Origin of the sequence: uncultured Ruminococcus sp., from assembly GCA_902785355.1 — a bacterium.
Classification (GTDB): domain Bacteria; phylum Bacillota; class Clostridia; order Oscillospirales; family Acutalibacteraceae; genus Ruminococcoides.
Genome location: CACZYF010000002.1, coordinates 51,279 through 69,818 on the forward strand (window position 1 = coordinate 51,279; position 18,540 = coordinate 69,818).

General features: G+C 54.3%; 16 protein-coding genes and 1 tRNA gene. 2 read left to right on the forward strand and 15 right to left on the reverse strand.

Annotated elements, in window-relative coordinates:
* Positions 1-88 precede the first annotated feature (88 nt).
* The 13 genes from purN to R2I50_RS00950 all read right to left on the reverse strand — a co-directional run bounded on the left by purN (position 89) and on the right by R2I50_RS00950 (position 14,795).
* Entirely contained in the window at positions 89-697 is a 609-nt protein-coding gene (gene purN, locus R2I50_RS00890) for a phosphoribosylglycinamide formyltransferase (protein WP_316607180.1), read from the reverse strand.
* Entirely contained in the window at positions 691-1,740 is a 1,050-nt protein-coding gene (gene purM / locus R2I50_RS00895) for a phosphoribosylformylglycinamidine cyclo-ligase (RefSeq protein WP_316607181.1), read from the reverse strand. The genes purN and purM overlap by 7 nt, the downstream gene beginning before the upstream one ends.
* 128 nt (positions 1,741-1,868) lie before the next feature.
* Positions 1,869-3,293: an amidophosphoribosyltransferase gene (locus R2I50_RS00900; protein WP_316607182.1), complete on the reverse strand. Its 1,425-nt coding sequence runs from the start codon at positions 3,291-3,293 to the stop codon at positions 1,869-1,871.
* A gap of 140 nt (positions 3,294-3,433) precedes the next feature.
* Positions 3,434-3,922 carry a 5-(carboxyamino)imidazole ribonucleotide mutase gene (purE, locus tag R2I50_RS00905; protein ID WP_316607183.1) on the reverse strand — a complete coding sequence of 163 codons (489 nt, stop codon included), beginning with the start codon at positions 3,920-3,922 and terminating at the stop codon, positions 3,434-3,436.
* 263 nt (positions 3,923-4,185) lie between these two features.
* On the reverse strand, positions 4,186-5,691 hold the full coding sequence (locus tag R2I50_RS00910) for an IMP dehydrogenase (protein WP_316607184.1): 1,506 nt from the start codon (positions 5,689-5,691) through the stop codon (positions 4,186-4,188).
* Positions 5,692-6,117: an aspartate carbamoyltransferase regulatory subunit gene (locus R2I50_RS00915; protein WP_316607186.1), complete on the reverse strand. Its 426-nt coding sequence runs from the start codon at positions 6,115-6,117 to the stop codon at positions 5,692-5,694.
* A complete protein-coding gene (gene pyrB, locus R2I50_RS00920) occupies positions 6,114-7,037 on the reverse strand; it encodes an aspartate carbamoyltransferase (RefSeq protein WP_316607188.1) in 924 nt (307 codons plus the stop codon). The genes R2I50_RS00915 and pyrB overlap by 4 nt, the downstream gene beginning before the upstream one ends.
* Positions 7,034-7,678: an orotate phosphoribosyltransferase gene (gene pyrE / locus R2I50_RS00925; protein ID WP_316607189.1), complete on the reverse strand. Its 645-nt coding sequence runs from the start codon at positions 7,676-7,678 to the stop codon at positions 7,034-7,036. The genes pyrB and pyrE overlap by 4 nt, the downstream gene beginning before the upstream one ends.
* A gap of 126 nt (positions 7,679-7,804) precedes the next feature.
* Positions 7,805-8,509 (reverse strand): orotidine-5'-phosphate decarboxylase, encoded by a 705-nt coding sequence (gene pyrF / locus R2I50_RS00930; protein WP_316607190.1) that lies wholly within the window; start codon positions 8,507-8,509, stop codon positions 7,805-7,807.
* The gene (locus R2I50_RS00935) at positions 8,502-9,419 is read right to left on the reverse strand and encodes a dihydroorotate dehydrogenase (RefSeq protein ID WP_316607191.1); all 918 of its coding nucleotides are present in this window, start codon (positions 9,417-9,419) and stop codon (positions 8,502-8,504) included. Before R2I50_RS00935 ends, pyrF begins: the two co-directional genes overlap by 8 nt.
* The gene (locus R2I50_RS00940; RefSeq protein WP_316607192.1) at positions 9,407-10,141 is read right to left on the reverse strand and encodes a dihydroorotate dehydrogenase electron transfer subunit; all 735 of its coding nucleotides are present in this window, start codon (positions 10,139-10,141) and stop codon (positions 9,407-9,409) included. The genes R2I50_RS00935 and R2I50_RS00940 overlap by 13 nt, the downstream gene beginning before the upstream one ends.
* Before the next feature lie 101 nt (positions 10,142-10,242).
* Positions 10,243-13,416: a carbamoyl-phosphate synthase large subunit gene (gene carB / locus R2I50_RS00945; RefSeq protein ID WP_316607193.1), complete on the reverse strand. Its 3,174-nt coding sequence runs from the start codon at positions 13,414-13,416 to the stop codon at positions 10,243-10,245.
* Positions 13,417-13,565: 149 nt separating this feature from the next.
* Positions 13,566-14,795 (reverse strand): dihydroorotase, encoded by a 1,230-nt coding sequence (locus R2I50_RS00950; protein WP_316607194.1) that lies wholly within the window; start codon positions 14,793-14,795, stop codon positions 13,566-13,568.
* A 634-nt stretch (positions 14,796-15,429) separates the two neighbouring features.
* Between R2I50_RS00950 and R2I50_RS00955 the strand changes: the two genes are divergently transcribed.
* Positions 15,430-15,506 (forward strand) — tRNA-Ile (locus tag R2I50_RS00955).
* A 151-nt stretch (positions 15,507-15,657) separates the two neighbouring features.
* Here the strand turns inward: R2I50_RS00955 and R2I50_RS00960 are convergent.
* Entirely contained in the window at positions 15,658-15,906 is a 249-nt protein-coding gene (locus R2I50_RS00960) for a hypothetical protein (protein ID WP_316607195.1), read from the reverse strand.
* Positions 15,907-16,349: 443 nt separating this feature from the next.
* Here R2I50_RS00960 and R2I50_RS00965 point away from each other — a divergent pair, with 443 nt between their 5' ends.
* Entirely contained in the window at positions 16,350-17,459 is a 1,110-nt protein-coding gene (locus R2I50_RS00965) for a dockerin type I repeat-containing protein (protein WP_316607196.1), read from the forward strand.
* A gap of 694 nt (positions 17,460-18,153) precedes the next feature.
* Here R2I50_RS00965 and R2I50_RS00970 read toward each other — a convergent pair.
* Positions 18,154-18,417, reverse strand: a complete 264-nt coding sequence (locus R2I50_RS00970; protein ID WP_316607197.1) for a DUF6809 family protein — start codon at positions 18,415-18,417, stop codon at positions 18,154-18,156.
* Positions 18,418-18,540 lie beyond the last annotated feature (123 nt).

The following is an 18,540-nucleotide window of genomic DNA, read 5'->3' on the forward strand; positions in this document are numbered from 1 at the left end:
AGAGAACAGAGAACGGTTTCTCAGACTCGCTTCGCTCGGACAATTATATGAATCCGAAACGCGAAGCGTTTTCCATAACTGTTATCTATTATCTGTTATCTAATATCTGTTTTGCGATCTTTTCCACAGACTGCGGGAGGATAATCCACTCAGCCTGTTCCATGACGCGCTTTTGCAGCACTTCGGGCGTATCGCCGTCGAGAATCTCGACCGCCTTCTGGGCGATGATCTCGCCGCCGTCGGGGATCTCGTTGACGAAGTGGACGGTCGCGCCCGTGACCTTGACGCCCTTCTCGAGCGCCGCCTCATGAACGCGCAGTCCGTAGTAGCCCTGTCCGCAGAAAGACGGGATCAACGACGGATGGACGTTGAGGATCCGGTGGTCAAAGCGCGCCGTGAAGCGCTCCGACAGGATGGACATAAAGCCCGCGAGGACGATCAGGTCGATCTCCCGCTCCTCTAAAGCCGCGATGATCGCGTCCTCAAAGGCTTCCTGGGTCTTCAACTCTTTTTTCGATATATACAGGTGCTCAATACCGGCGTTCTCTGCACGGGTGAGCGCGTAGGCGTTCGCGTTGTTTGAGATGACCAGCACGACCTCGCCGCTGCGGATCACGCCGCTGTGCTGCGCGTCGATGATCGCCTGCAGGTTGGTGCCGCCGCCGGACACGAGCACGGCTATCTTTGCCTTTAGCATAATTCGATCTTCTCCCCGTTATCGGAGGTGACGATCTCGCCGAGTCGGTAAGCGTCCTCGCCCTGAGCGCGCAGGATCGCGAGCGCCTCGTCAGCCTGATCAGCGGGTACGACGATACTCATGCCGACACCCATGTTGAAGGTATTGAACATATCGCGCTCGGATATGCCGCCCTTCTCCCGGATCAGCTTAAAGATCGGCAGCACGCGGACGTCCGCCTTGCGGATCCTCGCGCACAGACCGTCGGGGATGGAACGCGGGATGTTCTCATAAAAGCCGCCGCCGGTGATGTGGGAGATACCCTTGACGTCGCACTTCTCAAGCAGCGCGAGCACGGGCTTGACATAGATCTTAGTCGGAGTGAGCAGGGTCTCACCCACGCTTCTGCCGCCGAGTGCTTCTACCGGCGTCTTGATATCGGCGTTCTCGACGTCAAAGACCTTGCGCACCAGCGAAAAGCCGTTACTGTGAACGCCGGAGGACGGCAGCGCAATGATCACATCGCCCGCCTGCATCTTCGTATTATCGATGATCTTATCCTTATCGACCACGCCGGTGCTGTAGCCCGCGAGGTCATACTCATCCTCGGGATAGAAGCCGGGCATCTCGGCAGTCTCGCCGCCGATCAGCGCCGCGCCGCTCATCACACAGCCGTCGGCAACGCCCTTGACGATATCGGCGATCCGCTCGGGAACGTTCTTGCCGCAGGCGATGTAGTCGAGGAACAAGAGGGGCTTCGCGCCGACGCATATAATATCATTGACGCACATCGCCACACAGTCGATACCGACGGTATCGTGCTTATCCATCAGGAAAGCGAGCTTGAGCTTGGTGCCGACGCCGTCGGTACCGCTGACCAGAACCGGCTTGGTGATACCGGTCAGATCAATCTCGAAGAGTCCGCCGAAACCGCCTACGTCGGAGCATACGCCCTCCGTCGCGGTACGCGCGACATGCTGTTTCATCAGCTCGACCGCCTTGTAGCCGGCGGTGATATCCACGCCCGCCGCGGCGTAAGCTTCTGATTTGGAATTCAAATTCATAATTCTACCTTTCTGCTCATGCCAGAGCATTTACAGGAATAATGATACTAATACTAATCGGTTGAGATTGCCGCGGCTCCTTTGGGAGCCGCGCAATGACGATTTTATAAAGATGCGCGCATTCGCCGCTATTCTTCGCCGTCCCAGCAGTAGGTGCACAGCTCGCACTTATCGAGACCGATCGCCTCGACGATACCGTCAAGGGACTGGAAGTCGAGAGAATCGAACTTCAGCTTCTCGCATATCGTTTCTCTGAGCCTTTTACCGCGCTCGGTAGCGCCGTCGGCATACTCACGGATATGGTCGAAGCCCTCTTCTCCCTCCAGTTCCAAAATCACCCTGCGGGCAATCAGATCCATATCGGAGGTGTTGCGCGAGAAATTGAGGAACTTACAGCCGTACATGATCGGCGGGCACGCGGAGCGCATGTGAACGCTCTTGGCGCCGTTCTCATACAGGAACTCGACCGTCTCGCGCAGCTGGGTACCGCGGACGATAGAGTCGTCCACGAACAGCAGATCCTTGTCCTTGATCAGGTCATAGACCGGGATCTGCTTCATCTTCGCGATCTTGTTGCGGTCGTTCTGGTTGGTGGGCATAAAGGAACGCGACCAGGTCGGGGTGTACTTGATGAACGCGCGCGCAAAGGGCTTGCCGCTTGCGTTCGCGTAACCGATCGCGTGAGGCGTACCGGAATCGGGCACACCGCCGACGTAATCGACGTCGATGTCGCCGAGATTCTCACGGTCGTGCTGTGCCATGATCACACCGTTACGATAGCGCATGACCTCAACGTTCACGCCCTCGTAGGTCGAGGTCGGATAGCCGTAATAGCTCCAGAGGAAGGAGCAGATACGCTTCTTCTTACCGGGCTTTGAGAGCTGCTTGAGGCTGTCGGGCGTAAGGCGAACGATCTCGCCGGGCCCGAGCTCGCGCTCGTCCTCGTAGCCGAGCTTCCGGTACGCGTAGCTCTCGAAGGATACCGCGTAACCGTACTCGCTCTTGCCGATACACACAGGCAGTCGTCCTACCTTATCGCGCGCGGCGATCAGCGAACCGTCCTCACACATGATCAGGATGTTCTGTGTACCGTCGATGATGTTCTGAGCGAACTTGATACCCTCCGCAAAGCTCGACTGGGTGTCGATCAGCGCGGCGAGCAGCTCAGTGGTGTTGACCCTGCCGCCGGTCATCGCGTCAAAATGGCCGTAAGAATGCTTGAGGTGCTTTGCGATCAGATCATCGGCGTTGTTGATGATACCGACGCTGCAGATGGCATAGGTGCCGAGGTGCGAACGGATCAGCATCGGCTGGGGATCGGTGTCGGAGATAACGCCGATCGCCGAGGTACCCTGCATCTCTTCAAAAATATGTTCAAACTTTGTGCGGAAAGGTGCGTTTTCTATATTGTGGATCTTGCGTTGTAAGCCGATCTCGGGATCGTAGGCGGCAAGACCGCCGCGACGGGTTCCGAGATGGGAGTGGTAGTCAACGCCGAAGAACACATCCATCATACAATCCTCGGTGGATGTGATACCAAAAAAGCCTCCCATAATTACCTCCAAATAATCGGTGAATGATGAATGACTGACGGTGAATGGTATTGAGAAACGCTGACGCGTTCCGGATTTCTATAATTCGGGTACGGGCAGCGCCCGCCCTTCACCATTCATCGTTCGCTGTTCACCCGTTTTTATAATCTGTCCGCGATGCCCGCGTCCTTCTCTAAGACGACCGCCGCGTCAGCTCTGCGCTTATCGTCAAGCTTCTTTGCGAGCTCCTTATCCTCTACAGCGAGGATCTGAGCGGCGAGCAGTGCGGCGTTCGCAGCGCCGTTGAGGGCGACGGTAGCGACCGGGATACCGGTAGGCATCTGCACGGTGGATAAAAGCGCGTCAAGACCGTCCATCATGCCGCCCTTACAGGGAATACCGATGACGGGCAGGGTGGTGTTGGCGGCGATCGCACCGGCAAGGTGAGCCGCCATGCCCGCCGCCGCAATCAGCACGCCGAAGCCGTTCTCACGGGCGTTCAGCGCGAAGTCGCGCGCCTCAACCGGTGTGCGATGAGCGGAATATACATGTACCTCGTAGGGTACACCGAGGGTCGTCAGCATGTCGGTCGCCTTTTTGACGATCGGCAGATCGCTGTCCGAACCCATGATAATACCGATTTTCTTCATAGTTACCTCCAAATTGCCTCAGTGAGAAGTGAGAAGTGAGAAGTGAGGAGTGAGGAGTGAGGAGTGAAGGGCGGGACACCCGCCCCCGATTTGTGTAATACATTTGATAAAACAATACCGCCTGCAACCCTATAATGAGCCGCATACATTTGAAAAGCAGACATTGTATCAATCCAAAAGCCGTCAGGCTTTCACAAAATTCCTAACTCCTAACTCCTAACTCTAACCGACTCCTAACTCTAATTCCTCATTCTCAGCTTTTCTTACTTCATCGCGGAGCTCTTATCCTTCTGGATAACGTCGTGAGCGCCGCCCTCGACGATCGAGGTGGCGGAAACGAGGGTGAGCTTCGCCTTCTGCTGTAATTCGCGGATGGTCAGCGCGCCGCAGTTACACATGGTCGACTTGACCTTGGAGAGCGACAGGGCGACGTTGTCCTTTAAGGAACCCGCATAAGGCACGAGGGAATCGACGCCCTCTTCGAAGCTGAGCTTCTTGTCGCCGCCGAGGTCGTAGCGCTGCCAGTTGCGCGCGCGCTGGGAACCCTCGCCCCAGTACTCCTTATAATAGGTTCCGTTGATGCTGACCTTGTTGGAGGGGCTTTCATCAAAGCGGGCGAAATAACGGCCCAGCATGATGAAGTCAGCGCCCATCGCCAGCGCCAGCGTGATATGATGATCGTAAACGATACCGCCGTCGGAGCAGACGGGGATGTACACGCCGGTTTCTTCAAAATACTTATCTCTCTCGGCGCAGACCTCGATCAGCGCGGTCGCCTGGCCGCGTCCGATACCCTTGGTCTCACGGGTGATACAGATGGAGCCGCCGCCGATACCGACCTTGATGAAGTCGGCGCCGCAGTCGGCGAGATAACGGAAGCCCTCGGCGTCAACGACGTTGCCCGCGCCGACCTTGACGCTGTCGCCGTAGTGCTCGCGGATCCAGTCGATGGTCAGCTTCTGCCACTCCGAGAAGCCCTCGGAGGAGTCGATGCACAGCACGTCGGCGCCCGCCTCGATCAGGGCGGGGACACGCTCGGCATAGTCGCGGGTGTTGATACCGGCACCGACCACATAGCGCTTATGCTCGTCGAGGAGCTCGTCAGGATTCTGCTTATGGCTGTCGTAGTCCTTGCGGAATACGAAGTAGCGCATTCTGCCGTCCTTGGTGATAACAGGCAGGGAATTGAGCTTATGATCCCAGATGATGTCGTTGCACTCGCTGAGGGTAGCGCCCTCATAAGCGTAGATCAGCTTGTCGAACGGGGTCATGAAGTCAGCGACCTTCTCCGACTTATCCATACGGCTGATACGGTAGTCGCGGCTGGTGACGACGCCGAGCAGCTTGCCGTCGGGAGCGCCGCCCTCGGTCACGGCGAGGGTGGAGTGACCGGTACGACGGGTCAGCTCAATGACGTCGGCAAGGGTCGCGTCGGGACGGATGTTACTGTCGCTCTGGACAAAGCCCGCCTTATAGCTCTTGGCTCTCTTGACCATCGCCGCCTCGTCCTCTACGCTCTGGGAGCCGTAGATGAAGCTCACGCCGCCCTGGGTCGCGAGGGCTACGGCGAGGCGGTCGCCGGATACCGCCTGCATGATCGCGGAGACCAGCGGGATATTCATGGTGATCACGCTCTCCTCCTCCTTCTTATACTTGACCAGCGGGGTCTTGAGGGTGACGTTCGCGGGGATGCACTCCGATGACGAGTAGCCCGGGATCAGCAGATATTCGTTAAAAGTATGTGCGGGTTCATTGATAAAGGTTGCCATTTAGATGATCCTCTCTTCCTTGGTTTCGCAGTAGATACAGCGATATACCTTGTTCTCTTTATCGGTCAGCTTGAACACGTGGTCAAGCTCCTGTTCGGTGGTGGTGATACAGCGGGGATTCTTGCAGCGGATGACGTTTGTCAGCATCGACGGCATGCGGATGTTCATCTTCTCGGCACGCTCGCCGTTCTTGATGATATTGACAGTCGCGCCGGGGTCGATATAGCCGATCACATCGATATTGACGGGGATATCCGCGTCGATCTTGATGATGTCCTTACGCCCCATCTTCTTGCTCTGGACGTTCTTGATGATCGCGATTGAGCAGTCGAGCTCGTCGAGATTCAAGAGATCATAGAGCTTCATGCCCTTACCGGCAGTGATGTGGTCGATCACGATACCGTTCTGAATAGAGTCGATGTTCATATCGTGCCCGCCTCCTTCAAGAGTTTTAAGATCAGCGCCATGCGCATGTACTTGCCGTTCAAGACCTGCTTGAAGTAGCAGGCGCGGGGATCGCTGTCAATCGCGACGCTGATCTCGTTGACGCGGGGCAGCGGATGCATGATCGCGAGATCCTTCTTCGCGTTCCTAAGCTTCTCGGGGGTGAGGATATAGCTGTCCTTGAGGCGAAGGTAATCCTCCTCGTTGAAGAAACGCTCGCGCTGGACGCGGGTCATGTAGAGGATGTCGAGATCGGGCATCGCGCCCTCGAGATCGGTGGTCTGTACATAGGGGATGCGCTTCTTCTTGAGCACATCCTTCTTGACGTAGCTCGGGACCTTCAGCTCCTCGGGCGAGATCAGGACGAACTTGATCCCCTCATAGCGGGACATCGCGTTGATCAGCGAATGGACGGTTCTGCCGAACTTGAGGTCGCCGCACAGACCGATGGTCATATTGTTCATATCGCCGCGCTCGCGGTAGATCGTAAGCAGATCGGCGAGAGTCTGGGTCGGGTGGTTGTGACCGCCGTCGCCCGCGTTGATGACGGGGATGCTCGCCGCGCGGGAGGCGACCAGCGCCGCGCCCTCCTTGGGATGGCGCATAGCGATGATATCGGCGTAGCAGGAAACGGTCTTGGCGGTATCGGCGACGGACTCGCCCTTGGCGGCGGAGCTTGCGCCCGCCGAGGAGACCGAGATCACATTGCCGCCCAGCTCGTACATCGCCGCCTCAAAGCTCAGGCGGGTACGGGTCGAGGGCTCAAAAAACAGGGTGGCGAGCTTCTTGTGGCGGCACGCCTCCTGATATTTTTCGGGGTTGTCTATGATGTCGCAGGCAGTCTGCATAAGCTCCTCGAGCTCCTGCACGCTCAGATCAACGATATCGAGTACACTTCTCATGCGTTTGCTCCGATCCAGCTTTCATCAGAGGGATTGTTTCGGAATCTGATCAGTCGCTCGACGTCCTCGGGACGGATATAACCGTCCTCGGCGGCGACATCGGCGATCACGTCGAAGTTGGTCAGAGAGATGTTCTTCACATCAGCTGCAGCGAGTCGGTCGAGACCCTTCTGCATACCGTAGGTGAAAATGGACACGATGCCCAGAACCTCGGCGCCCGCCTCGCGGAGCACGTCGACGACCTCGAGCACCGAACCGCCGGTCGAGATCAGATCCTCGACAACGACGACCTTCTGACCCTTCTCCAGTCTGCCTTCGATCTGGTTCTGTCTGCCGTGATCCTTGTGACCGGAGCGGACATAACCCATCGGCAGGCCCATGATATGGGCGGTGATGGCGGCGTGGGCGATACCCGCGGTGGAGGTACCCATCAGCACCTCGACATCGGGGTAATTCTCACGGATAAGCTGTGCCAAGCCCTCCTCGACGTCGGTACGGACGTCCTTATCCGAGAGAGTGAGACGGTTGTCACAGTAGACAGGGCTCTTGATGCCGCTCGCCCATGTAAAGGGCTCCTCGGGGCGGAAGAATACCGCCTTTATCTTTAATAAATCCTTTGCGATCTTTACATTCAGTTCCATAATATGCTCCTTTTCAGATAACAGAGAAAAGAGAAAAGAGAAAAGAGAACAGTGAAGGGCGGAATACCCGCACCCGATCAAATATCTGTACTCTCTTATCTGTTACCTGTAATCTGTTATCTATTCTTATCCTACAAATTCTTCTACACAGCGTCTGTATGCCGCTACGGGGTCATCCGCCTGGGTGATCGGTCTGCCGACGACGATATAGTCGGAGCCGATCTCTTTCGCGGCGGCGGGAGTCATAACGCGCTTCTGGTCGCCGATATCGCCGTCCGCGAAGCGTACGCCCGGGGTGACGGTGAGGAAGTCCTTACCGCAGGTATCGTGTACCTTACCCGCCTCCAAGGGAGAGCAGACAACGCCGTCGAGTCCGCTTTCCTCGGCGCACTTGGCGTAATGCATCACGACCTTGTCAATCGGCTCGCGGATGAGCAGATCGTTCTCCATCGCCTCCTGATCGGTGGAGGTCAGCTGAGTCACGGCGATCAGGAGGGGTCGGGTACCGTCCTCGCGGGTGAGTCCCTCGAGCGCCGCCTGCATCATGCGCTTGGTGCCGCCTGCGTGCAGGTTGGTGATATCGACGTCGAGGCGACTGAGTACCGCCATCGCCTTCTTTACGGTGTTGGGGATATCGTGGAGCTTGAGGTCGAGGAAGATCTTGTGACCTCTGCGCTTGATCTCGCGCACGATCTCGGGACCCTCGGCATAATACAGCTCCATGCCGATCTTGACGAAGGGCTTACGCGCCTCGTCCTTGAATTTGTCGAGGAAGTCAAAGACTGCCTCAGCGGACGAAAAGTCGCATGCTACGATGACGTCCTTACCCATTACTAACGCCTCCTATCAGGTCTTTCAGGTTTTCTATTTTATATGTATCCATCGCGGCGGGGAGCTCTTCGACGAGCTTTTTGCACGCCATGGGATCGATCAGGTTCTGTGCGCCGACTTCAACTGCCGTTGCGCCGGCGAGCATCATCTCGAGCACGTTCTCGGGCGTACTCACGCCGCCGCCGCCCACGATCGGGATATTGACGGCGTTCGCGACCTGGTACACCATCCGAAGCGCGACCGGGAAGATCGCGGGGCCGGAGAAGCCGCCCATCGTATTCGCGATGACGGGCTTGCGCGTTTTCAGGTCGATGCGCATACCGAGCAGGGTATTGATCAGGCTGATACCGTCAGCACCCGCCGCCTCGCACGCCTTGGCAATCGCGGCGATATCGGTAACGTTGGGGCTGAGCTTGACCAGCACCGGCTTCTTGGTGACCGCCTTGACGGCAGCGACGACCTCAGCCGCCGCCTGAGGGTCGGTGCCGAAGCTCATCCCGCCGCCGTGAACGTTGGGACAGCTGACATTGACCTCCAGCCAGCCGACCTGCGGCTCTTTATCCAATAAAGCGCAGGTGTAGGCGTAGTCCTCGACCGAGAAGCCGCTGACGTTCGCCATCACGGGCTTATGAAAGCATTTTTTCAGCTTCGGAAGCTCCTCCGAGATGACTTTATCCACGCCGGGATTTTGCAGTCCGACGGCGTTGATCATACCCGCGGTACACTCGGCGATACGCGGGGTAGGATTGCCGAAACGCGGGTCGCGGGTCGTGCCCTTGAAGGAGAAGGTGCCCAGTAGATTGATATCGTAGATCTCGGCGAACTCGTAGCCGTAGCCGAAGGTACCGGAAGCGGGGATGATCGGGTTATCGAGCTCGATACCGCAGAGGTTCACGCTCAGTCTGCCCATAAGATCTCCTCCTTCCTCAGTACGGGGCCGTCCTTGCAGATACGCTTATAGCCGGTGATGGTCTTGCACGAGCAGCCCATGCACGCGCCGAAGCCGCAGCCCATCCGCTCCTCGAAGCTGAACTGACCGGAAGTCACGGTCGCCTTATAGAGCGCTCTGAACATCGGCATCGGTCCGCAGGTGTAGAAGTAAGTATAGTGCGAGGGCAGCGCGTCGGTGACAAAGCCCTTCACCCCGCGCGAGCCGTCAACGGTCGCCACGGTGACGTCACAGCCGAGGGCTCTGAACTCGTCCTCATAAAAGACCTCGTCGGCGGTGTTGAAGCCGAGCACGACGTGTACGGTCCTGCCCTGTGCGAGCAGCCTCTTGGCGAGCAGGTACATCGGCGGTACGCCGACTCCGCCGCCTACAAGCAGAGGTTCATCCCCCGCAGGCGTGAGGTCGTAGCCGTTGCCCAGCCCCGTCAGGAGCCGCAGCTGCGTACCCTCGGGCATTGCGCTCATGGCGGCGGTACCCTTGCCGACCACCTTGTAGATCAGGGTCAGCACGTCGCCCTCGACGTCACAGACGGAGATCGGTCGGCGCAGGTAAAAGCCGTCGAGCTGTATATTGACGAATTCCCCGGCGTTTTTGACCGCCGAGGTATCGCCGCGCAGGAGCATTTTATAAACGTCCTTCGCAATTTTTGTATTTTCAATAATAGTAAAAATCGAATCTTGCATAGGTTCACCGAACGTTAATTATTTTTTCACGCTTGACCCGCCGTTACGGATTATTCAGCAAATCGCTGCCCTTTGTAAAAGGCGGGATAAAGACGCGCGCGTCATGCGTCGATCGTTGAGATCGTCAGCGTGGTCTCCTCGAGTACATCAAGTAATACACGAACGGTATCTAATGATGTGAAGATGGTCACACCGTTTTCGACAGCTGTCTGGCGGATCGCGGTGCCGTCCTCATAGTGCACGCCCGACATGATCGCTCTGGTGTTGATAACGTAGCTGACATAGCCTGCGCGGATCGCGTCGAGGATCTGGGTAGAGCCCTCAGATAGCTTTCTGAGCGTCCTTGTACGGATGCCGTGCTCGCGCATGACCTTTGCGGTCAGGTCGGTCGCCTCGATATTGAAGCCGAGGTTGTAGAAACGGCGTACCAGCGGGATCGCTTCTTCCTTATCTTCATCCGCGAGAGTGACGATAACGGTACCGTAGTTCTGCACCTTGGTGCCTGCCGCGACGAGCGCCTTGTACATGGCACGCGACAGCTTTTTATCATAGCCGATCGCTTCACCTGTAGACTTCATTTCGGGAGAGAGATAAGCGTCAAGTCCCTTGATCTTCTGGAACGAGAATACCGGAACCTTGACATAATAACGCTTCTTCTCTTCGGGATAAAGCTGGAAGATTCCCTGCTCTTTCAGGCTCTTGCCGAGGATGACCTCGGTCGCGATATCCGCAAGGGAATAGCCGGTAGATTTAGAGAGGAACGGAACGGTTCTGGAGGAACGCGGGTTGACCTCTATAATGTAAACGTCGTCGTTTTCGTCAACGATGAACTGGATATTATACAGACCGATGATGCCGATGGCTTTACCGAGCTTTTTAGCATACTGTAAAATGATACCCTTGACCTTATCGGAGATGGAGAAGGACGGGTAGACGGAAATCGAGTCGCCCGAATGAACGCCTGTTCTCTCTACCAGCTCCATGATACCGGGCACGAACACGTCAACGCCGTCGCAGATCGCGTCGACCTCGACCTCTTTACCCATGATGTATTTATCGACCAGAACGGGCTTGTCTTCATCGATCTCAACAGCAGTTTTCAGATAGTGGCGTAAATCCTCTTCCTTACTTACGATCTGCATGGCGCGGCCGCCAAGCACGAACGACGGACGGACGAGCACGGGATAGCCGATCTCGGCGGCAGCTTTGACGCCTTCTTCTATCGAAGTGACAGCCTTGCCCGCGGGCTGCGGGATACCGAGTTCCTTGATGATGGCGTTGAAGCTGTCGCGGTTCTCGGCTCTCTCGATCGCGGCACAGTCTGTACCGATGATCTTCACACCTCTGTCCATCAGCGGCTGAGCGAGGTTGATCGCAGTCTGACCGCCTAAAGAAGCGATAACGCCCTCGGGCTGCTCAAAGTCAATGATCGCCATGACGTCCTCGGGTGTGAGGGGCTCGAAATAGAGCTTGTCGGCGGTGGTATAGTCGGTGGAAACGGTTTCGGGGTTATTATTGATGATGATCGCTTCATAACCCGCACGGCGGATGGTCTGTACCGCGTGAACGGTAGAGTAGTCAAACTCTACGCCCTGACCGATACGGATGGGACCCGCGCCGAGCACTATGATCTTTTTCTTATCGGTGAGGCGGGAAGCGTTCTCACCCGTGTAGGACGAGTAGAGATAGGCGATGTACTTACCGGTATGCAGCGTGTCGACCATCTTAAAGATGGGGGTGATACCGTTCGCCTTGCGGGTATTGTAGATCTCGATCTCGGGAGTGTTCCAGAGAGCGGAGATATATTCATCGGAGAAGCCCATGATCTTCGCGGCTCTGAGGGTCTCGATATCGCCCTTGTTCGCCTTGAGGGTATTCTCCATGTCAACGATCTTCTTAAACGATTCGAGGAACAACTCAGTAATCATGGTGACCTCATGGAGCTTCTCGATCGAGGCGCCGCGGCGGAGCAGCTCAAAGACGGCATAGACGTTATCGTCCTTGAACTCGCTGAGATAATCGAACAGCTCGTCGTCGGAGTAGTCGTCGAACTTGGACAGATAGAAGTGGCACACACCGGTCTCGAGGGAACGAACAGACTTGAGGCAGCACTCCTCGAGGGTGGAGCCGATGCCCATGACCTCGCCGGTCGCCTTCATCTGGGTACCGAGGGTGTTGGGCGCGTCGGCAAATTTATCGAAGGGGAAGCGCGGGAACTTCGCGACGATATAGTCGAGCGAAGGCTCGATCGCCGCCGTACCGCCCGCTACCGGGATCTCCTCCAGCGCCATACCCATCGCGATCTTCGCGGTGACGCGGGCGATCGGATAACCCGACGCCTTGGACGCGAGCGCCGAGGAGCGGGAAACGCGGGGGTTGACCTCGATCAGGTAATACTCAGAGGAGGTCGGATTCAGCGCGAACTGGACGTTGCAGCCGCCCTCGATCTTCAGCTCACGGATGATCTTGATCGCGCTGTCGTTGAGCATCTTCAGGTCTTTATCGTTCAGCGAAAGGATCGGCGCGACAACGATGCTGTCGCCGGTATGGACGCCGACGGGATCGACGTTCTCCATGCCGCAGATGGTGATCGCGGTATCGTTAGAGTCGCGCATGACCTCGAACTCGATCTCCTTGTAGCCCTTTACGGACTTCTCGATCAAGACCTGATGCACAGGACTGAGTGCAAACGCCTGTCTGCCTATTTCAACCAATTCTTCTTCATTATCCGCAAAGCCGCCGCCTGTACCGCCAAGGGTGAACGCAGGGCGGAGCACAACGGGATAGCCGACTTCTGTGGCAGCCTTTTTTGCTTCATCAAGATTATAGGTGATCTGCGACGGGATGACCGGCTCACCGATACTCTCGCACATTTCCTTGAACAGCTCTCTGTCCTCGGCGCGCTCGATACTCTCAGACGAGGTGCCGAGCAGTTGTACACCACACTCCTTGAGGATACCCTTACGCTCAAGCTGCATTGCGAGATTCAGACCCGTCTGACCGCCGATACCCGGCACGATCGCGTCGGGACGCTCATAGCGGAGGATTTTCGCGATATACTCCAGCGTCAGCGGCTCCATATAGACCTTGTCCGCGATCTGGGTATCGGTCATGATGGTCGCAGGGTTAGAGTTGCACAGGATAACCTCGTAACCCTCTTCCTTGAGCGCCAAGCAAGCCTGGGTGCCCGCGTAGTCGAACTCGGCAGCCTGACCGATCACGATCGGACCCGAGCCGATGATAAGTACCTTTTTCACATCAGTTCTTTTTGCCATAATAATACCTCCCAAATAACGACGGCTTTGCCGCCGGTGAATGGTGAACGCTGAATGGTGAGCAGTATCGGGAGGGCTGCGCCCTCACCTGTTTCTGCTTGTCGCCTTTCATCGTCCCGATTCTATTTTAATCTTTTCTAAAAACCATCTTAATGCTGACTGTCGTTTAAAGCATACACCGCCTTGCCGCCCTTTACGGTCAAGAGGCATACGCCGCTGAGTTCCCAGCCCTCGAAGGGCGTCGCCTTACCCATCGAAAGAAAGTCCTTCGGGTCGACGGTAAAGCTTCTGTCCAGATCCCAGACGGTGTAGTCGTTTGGATCGAGCGGGATATTGAAGCGCTTACGCGCGTTAAACACCAAGAGCTCCATGAGCTTTTCCATGGAGATGAAGCCGGTCTTGACGAGCTTCGTATATAGCACGGGAAACGCCGTCTCGATACCGACGATACCGAAGGCGGATTTCTCCAGCCCCCTCGCCTTTTCCTCGTCGCTGTGGGGCGCGTGATCGGTAGCGATCATGTCTATCGTACCGTCGGCGATCCCCTCTAGGAGCGCCTCTCGGTCAGCTTTATCGCGAAGCGGCGGATTCATCTTGAAGCGTCCGTCCTCCATCAGATCGCTGTCGTCCATGACAAGATAATGCGGCCCCGTCTCGCAGGTGATATTCACACCTTCTGCCTTTGCCTGACGGATCAGCGCGACGCTCTCCTTGGTGGAGATGTGACAGACATGGTAGCCGCAGCCGGTCTGACGACACAGTTCGATATCTCTCTTGATGGGACCCCACTCGCTCTCTGAGCAGATCCCGCGGTGACCGTGCGCCTTTGCGTAGCCGCCGTCGTGGATATAGCCGCCGTGAAGCAGGCTGTTGTCCTCACAATGGGCAACAATCAGTTTGCCCAGCGATTTTGCCCGCTGCATCGCCTCGCGCATCATGCTCTCGCTCTGCACACCGCGGCCGTCATCGGAGAACGCGACGACGTCAGCCGCCATACCTTCCAGATCGGCGAGCGCCTCTCCCCTCTCGCCTACGGTGATCGCGCCGTAGGGCAGCACATCGATCACCGAGTCGCGTTCGATGATATCGAGCTGCTGTCTGAGGTTTTCGACGCTGTCGGGGACGGGATTCAGGTTCGGCATCGTGCAAACGGTGGTATATCCGCCGCGCGCTGCCGCCGCCGAACCGGTGGCAATTTTTTCTTTATAAGAAAATCCCGGCTCGCGAAAATGCACATGCACATCACAAAAGCCGGGAAAGGCAACAAGATTATCAGAGCGCTGCGAAAGGACATCGGGACAGAAAAAGGCGCTGTCTGCCGAGGGTAAAAAGTCGAACATTCTCTTGATTTCCACAATCTGAGTTTTAATACCACCCATGGTAACGCTCCTTTCGACTGAACGGATCGTTTCGGGATATCCGAACCGATTGACCGTTATTTAAAGAAAAAGCCTCACACACGGCGAGGCTGATAACACAAAAACTCGGGCATCCCTGCCCGTATCCCAATCTTGTCGATATCACAGTATCGCCTTAAAGATTTATTGAATGTATTTTACCACAGGAAGGGGGGTTCTGTCAAATAGGTTTATTCTGCGAATCGTGCATAATTTCTGGTCATTTTGACCAAAATCATCCGGCATAATTCTTACACGAAATAATGGCGCGCCGTATGAAACGAATGAAGCTTGATACAGGAAAAACCTGCCGCAAAACAAAGGACAGAATCGCGAACAAGCCGGTCGTTTACGTGTTCTTAACGATTGTTTTCAGAGAAAACAGGCTGTAATCGAGCTCAATAACAGCGAGCCGAACACCTCACAAAACCGACAGAGTCAAGAATCGCATCGGGTCTCTCTTCCCGAAAGCCCATATTTGCGAATGAAATCCACTCCGGCGAAACACCCCTGTTTACGGGTGAAATATGTCCGCAAATTCGCCCATATAAACGGGTGAAAATCGTGTTGACAAACACCCATTAACTTGCTATAATAATCAAGTTAAAACAAATGCGGGCCACTAGCTCAGTTGGTTAGAGCAACCGGCTCATAACCGGTCGGTCCGGGGTTCGAGTCCCTGATGGCCCACCACAGCAGAGCAAATCCGAAATCGTCATCGTCGGTGACTGTTTCGGATTTCTCATTTTCCGTGATTTTGTCTGAATGTGAGCTGTTTTCGTATAATCGAATCAGGCAGGGAGTTTTGACGCTCCCTGCCTGTTTTTTACTCTCGCAGCGATATTTACATCTGTTCGATCACCGTCCCACATTCGCTCTGTTCTTCGTCCTGTTGCTTCAAAAGCTCTTGCGCCTGTCTCCATGCTTCAAACTCTCTTTGTCCTTCCTCGGTCTCAAAGAAGGCAATGATGTCGGGGAGAACCATTCGTGCAATGGATTCAAGAACATGTTCCGGGATTCCGCACTCGGTGTTGGGATCGGGCGGTAATCCCATTAAGTCGGCTTCGGTGATTGTCTTGCGTGTTGTTGCCATAAGGCAACGCTTCTATCTTTGTCGGTCATTCCTCCTTCTTAGTTCAGATAGATTGTGCCCATCGGGCGGTGGATTTGTAATTCATTTTTCCTCCGAAATTTGGCTTTTGCTATTTGGAAAGAGTAACTGAAAATGAAATAGCCTCATGTGTCAAGCAGGTTGACACACAAGACTATGAATCATTTGTATTCAATTATCTTTCTATTCGATATTATAACAAATTCGAACATATTTGTCAAGCCTTTGGTGCCGAGCCATCATGGGATAGATTCTTTCCGCATACCGAACTGTTCTTCGGAGCCGTTCGGCGTTTTCTTTGTATGGCGCCGCAATATTTGACATTGGATTTGAGTCACACCGAACAAATAAAAACGGAAAACTTTTACTTGTAAAACCTCTGAACCTAAGCTAAAATACACCAAACCGTAAAGGAGGTTTCTGTTATGAAAGTAAAATCTGTTTTATCTTTATCACTCTGTATGGCGATGATGATGTCCGTATCCGTCAAAGCAGAAAGTCGAATGCTCGGTGATGTCGACGGTGACGGCGAGATCAGTATTACCGACGCAACGATTATCCAGCGATACACGGTCGGTATCAAGACGCCTGTCGCTGTTACTTCTTCTGTTGCCGACATTGACGGCGATCACACCGTGACCGTGATGGATGCTTCACACCTGCAACGCTGGATGGTGAATGTATCAGATAGCTGTCCGATCTCGAAGCCTATCTATGAACCGTCGCCGACTGATCGGTATGTTACGGTCGAGGGCGTCACCTTCGATTTGAAGAAAGTTCCTTCGGAAATCACTCTTACAGATAAAAGCATTACCTTGATGCTCTTGCCTAAGAGTGAGATCGATCCCCACGATATCACGACAGTGGTCAATAACGGTCAATACATTAATCAGATTGACTACACTGACAGCCGTTTCAAGGAGAGTTACCTGATCGAAAAGGAGAACGGAATCCTTCACGGTTATGACTGCGAAGTGACCGACAGAGAGGATAATCCTCTGGCTTACGTCTACGCTCACTACAGGAGCGGGCTGTGCTTTCCTTTTCAGACGACAATCAGCTGTATCGGAGAAGCGCACGGAATCTTTCCGATCGAGCTGTATTACAAGGGCAAGTTGATACGACGAGTGACTGTCAAGGTCGACGTCAACCGTACTCCCGAGGTTATCGAAAAGACGTTGAACATCGTTCGGTCGGCTGAGAAAGCCTGTTGGACTTCGTCCATGACCGACAGAGAAAAGATGAAAGCCTTTGCCGAATACATTCGGGATCACTATACATATGACCAAATCATGTGCGTTGAGGGAGCGGTTTTGACCGCCTTTGCCGCCAGAGATCTGGGACTTGAATCCATGCTTCTCTATCCGGGCGGTGAAGCAACCCAGCACTGTGACCGCCATATCGTTACATATAATCTGTATGCAAATACAGCCGTTCCGGGCGGACACTGCGCTTGCCTGGTCAAGTATGATAACTGCACCATGCGCTATGATGTGCAGGGTGAGCTGTGTATTATCAAGGAATATGCACGCTGATAAATCCACAAGAATCGCCGTCCTTCGGGACGGTTTTTTCTTGATTACACCCAGTAAAACCGGACAACTTTTTCTTTGTCTAAGCGGAGAAATCTTTTCTCTTTTTGTGCACTATTTTTGCGCGAAATCACTCGCAACCCACATTAAGCTCTCATTTTTGGCTTGATTTCGTAATCAGAAAATCTCAGCAACCCACAAAATCGAAAACGAGCCAATAGCAACCCACCTAAAAACCAGCTCTAAGAATGTCTCAAAAATGGCTTAACGGTCGGCGTTGCCGTCCGTTGTGATGCCCGATAATTTGAAACAGCAACCCACTTCCTTTTCACCTGCTTCAAAATCGAATCTACACCGTATTCGTCATAATGGACAATTCGCTTCACTTAATCGGTGTTCCAACCGGATTTATAATGGGGACGGTATTGAGCAGGGACGACAATACATTGTACTGAAATGGCGCTTATCTAAGCGCTTTTCGATGTTTTGGAGGTGTGTAGAAATAATATCGTCCCCACCGTCCCAAAGCAATAAACGAGGATATAGGAGGGTCAATCACCTTATGATTTTTCTCCAAAAACGCATCTCAAAACCGATAGTCTCAGAGCAATTATTCTGCAATTAATGTAACGAAAACCATTCCATATTTGCTCATCAGAAACGAGAACAGCGGCGAGATCATTTGATCTCACCGCTGCTATGATTCTGTATAAATCTCTGTTGCGATCTTCACGCCGAGCTTGAAGCCTTCGATATAAGCATCCTTCTCAGACAGAGCGATCACCGATAGCTGGCAGTTCTCGATCTGATTCAGCTTCTCTTTCTGCTGCTCCGAAGTGATTATTGATCGAAACTCATCGAGTAATTTCGCCATCTCTGAGAGCTTTTTCTTGGTGCCTTTGCTCTGATTATACTCGCTTGGATTGACATTTCCGAAGAAGAAATCTTCTAACGTGGTCATGGTATCACGCTCCTTACAAGCACAATACAATACCATATTTTGATTACAATATCCAGCTAAATAATCGACAAAGAAAGATAAAGATAATTGTAAAACAGGTCAATGAATATGATATTTTTAATG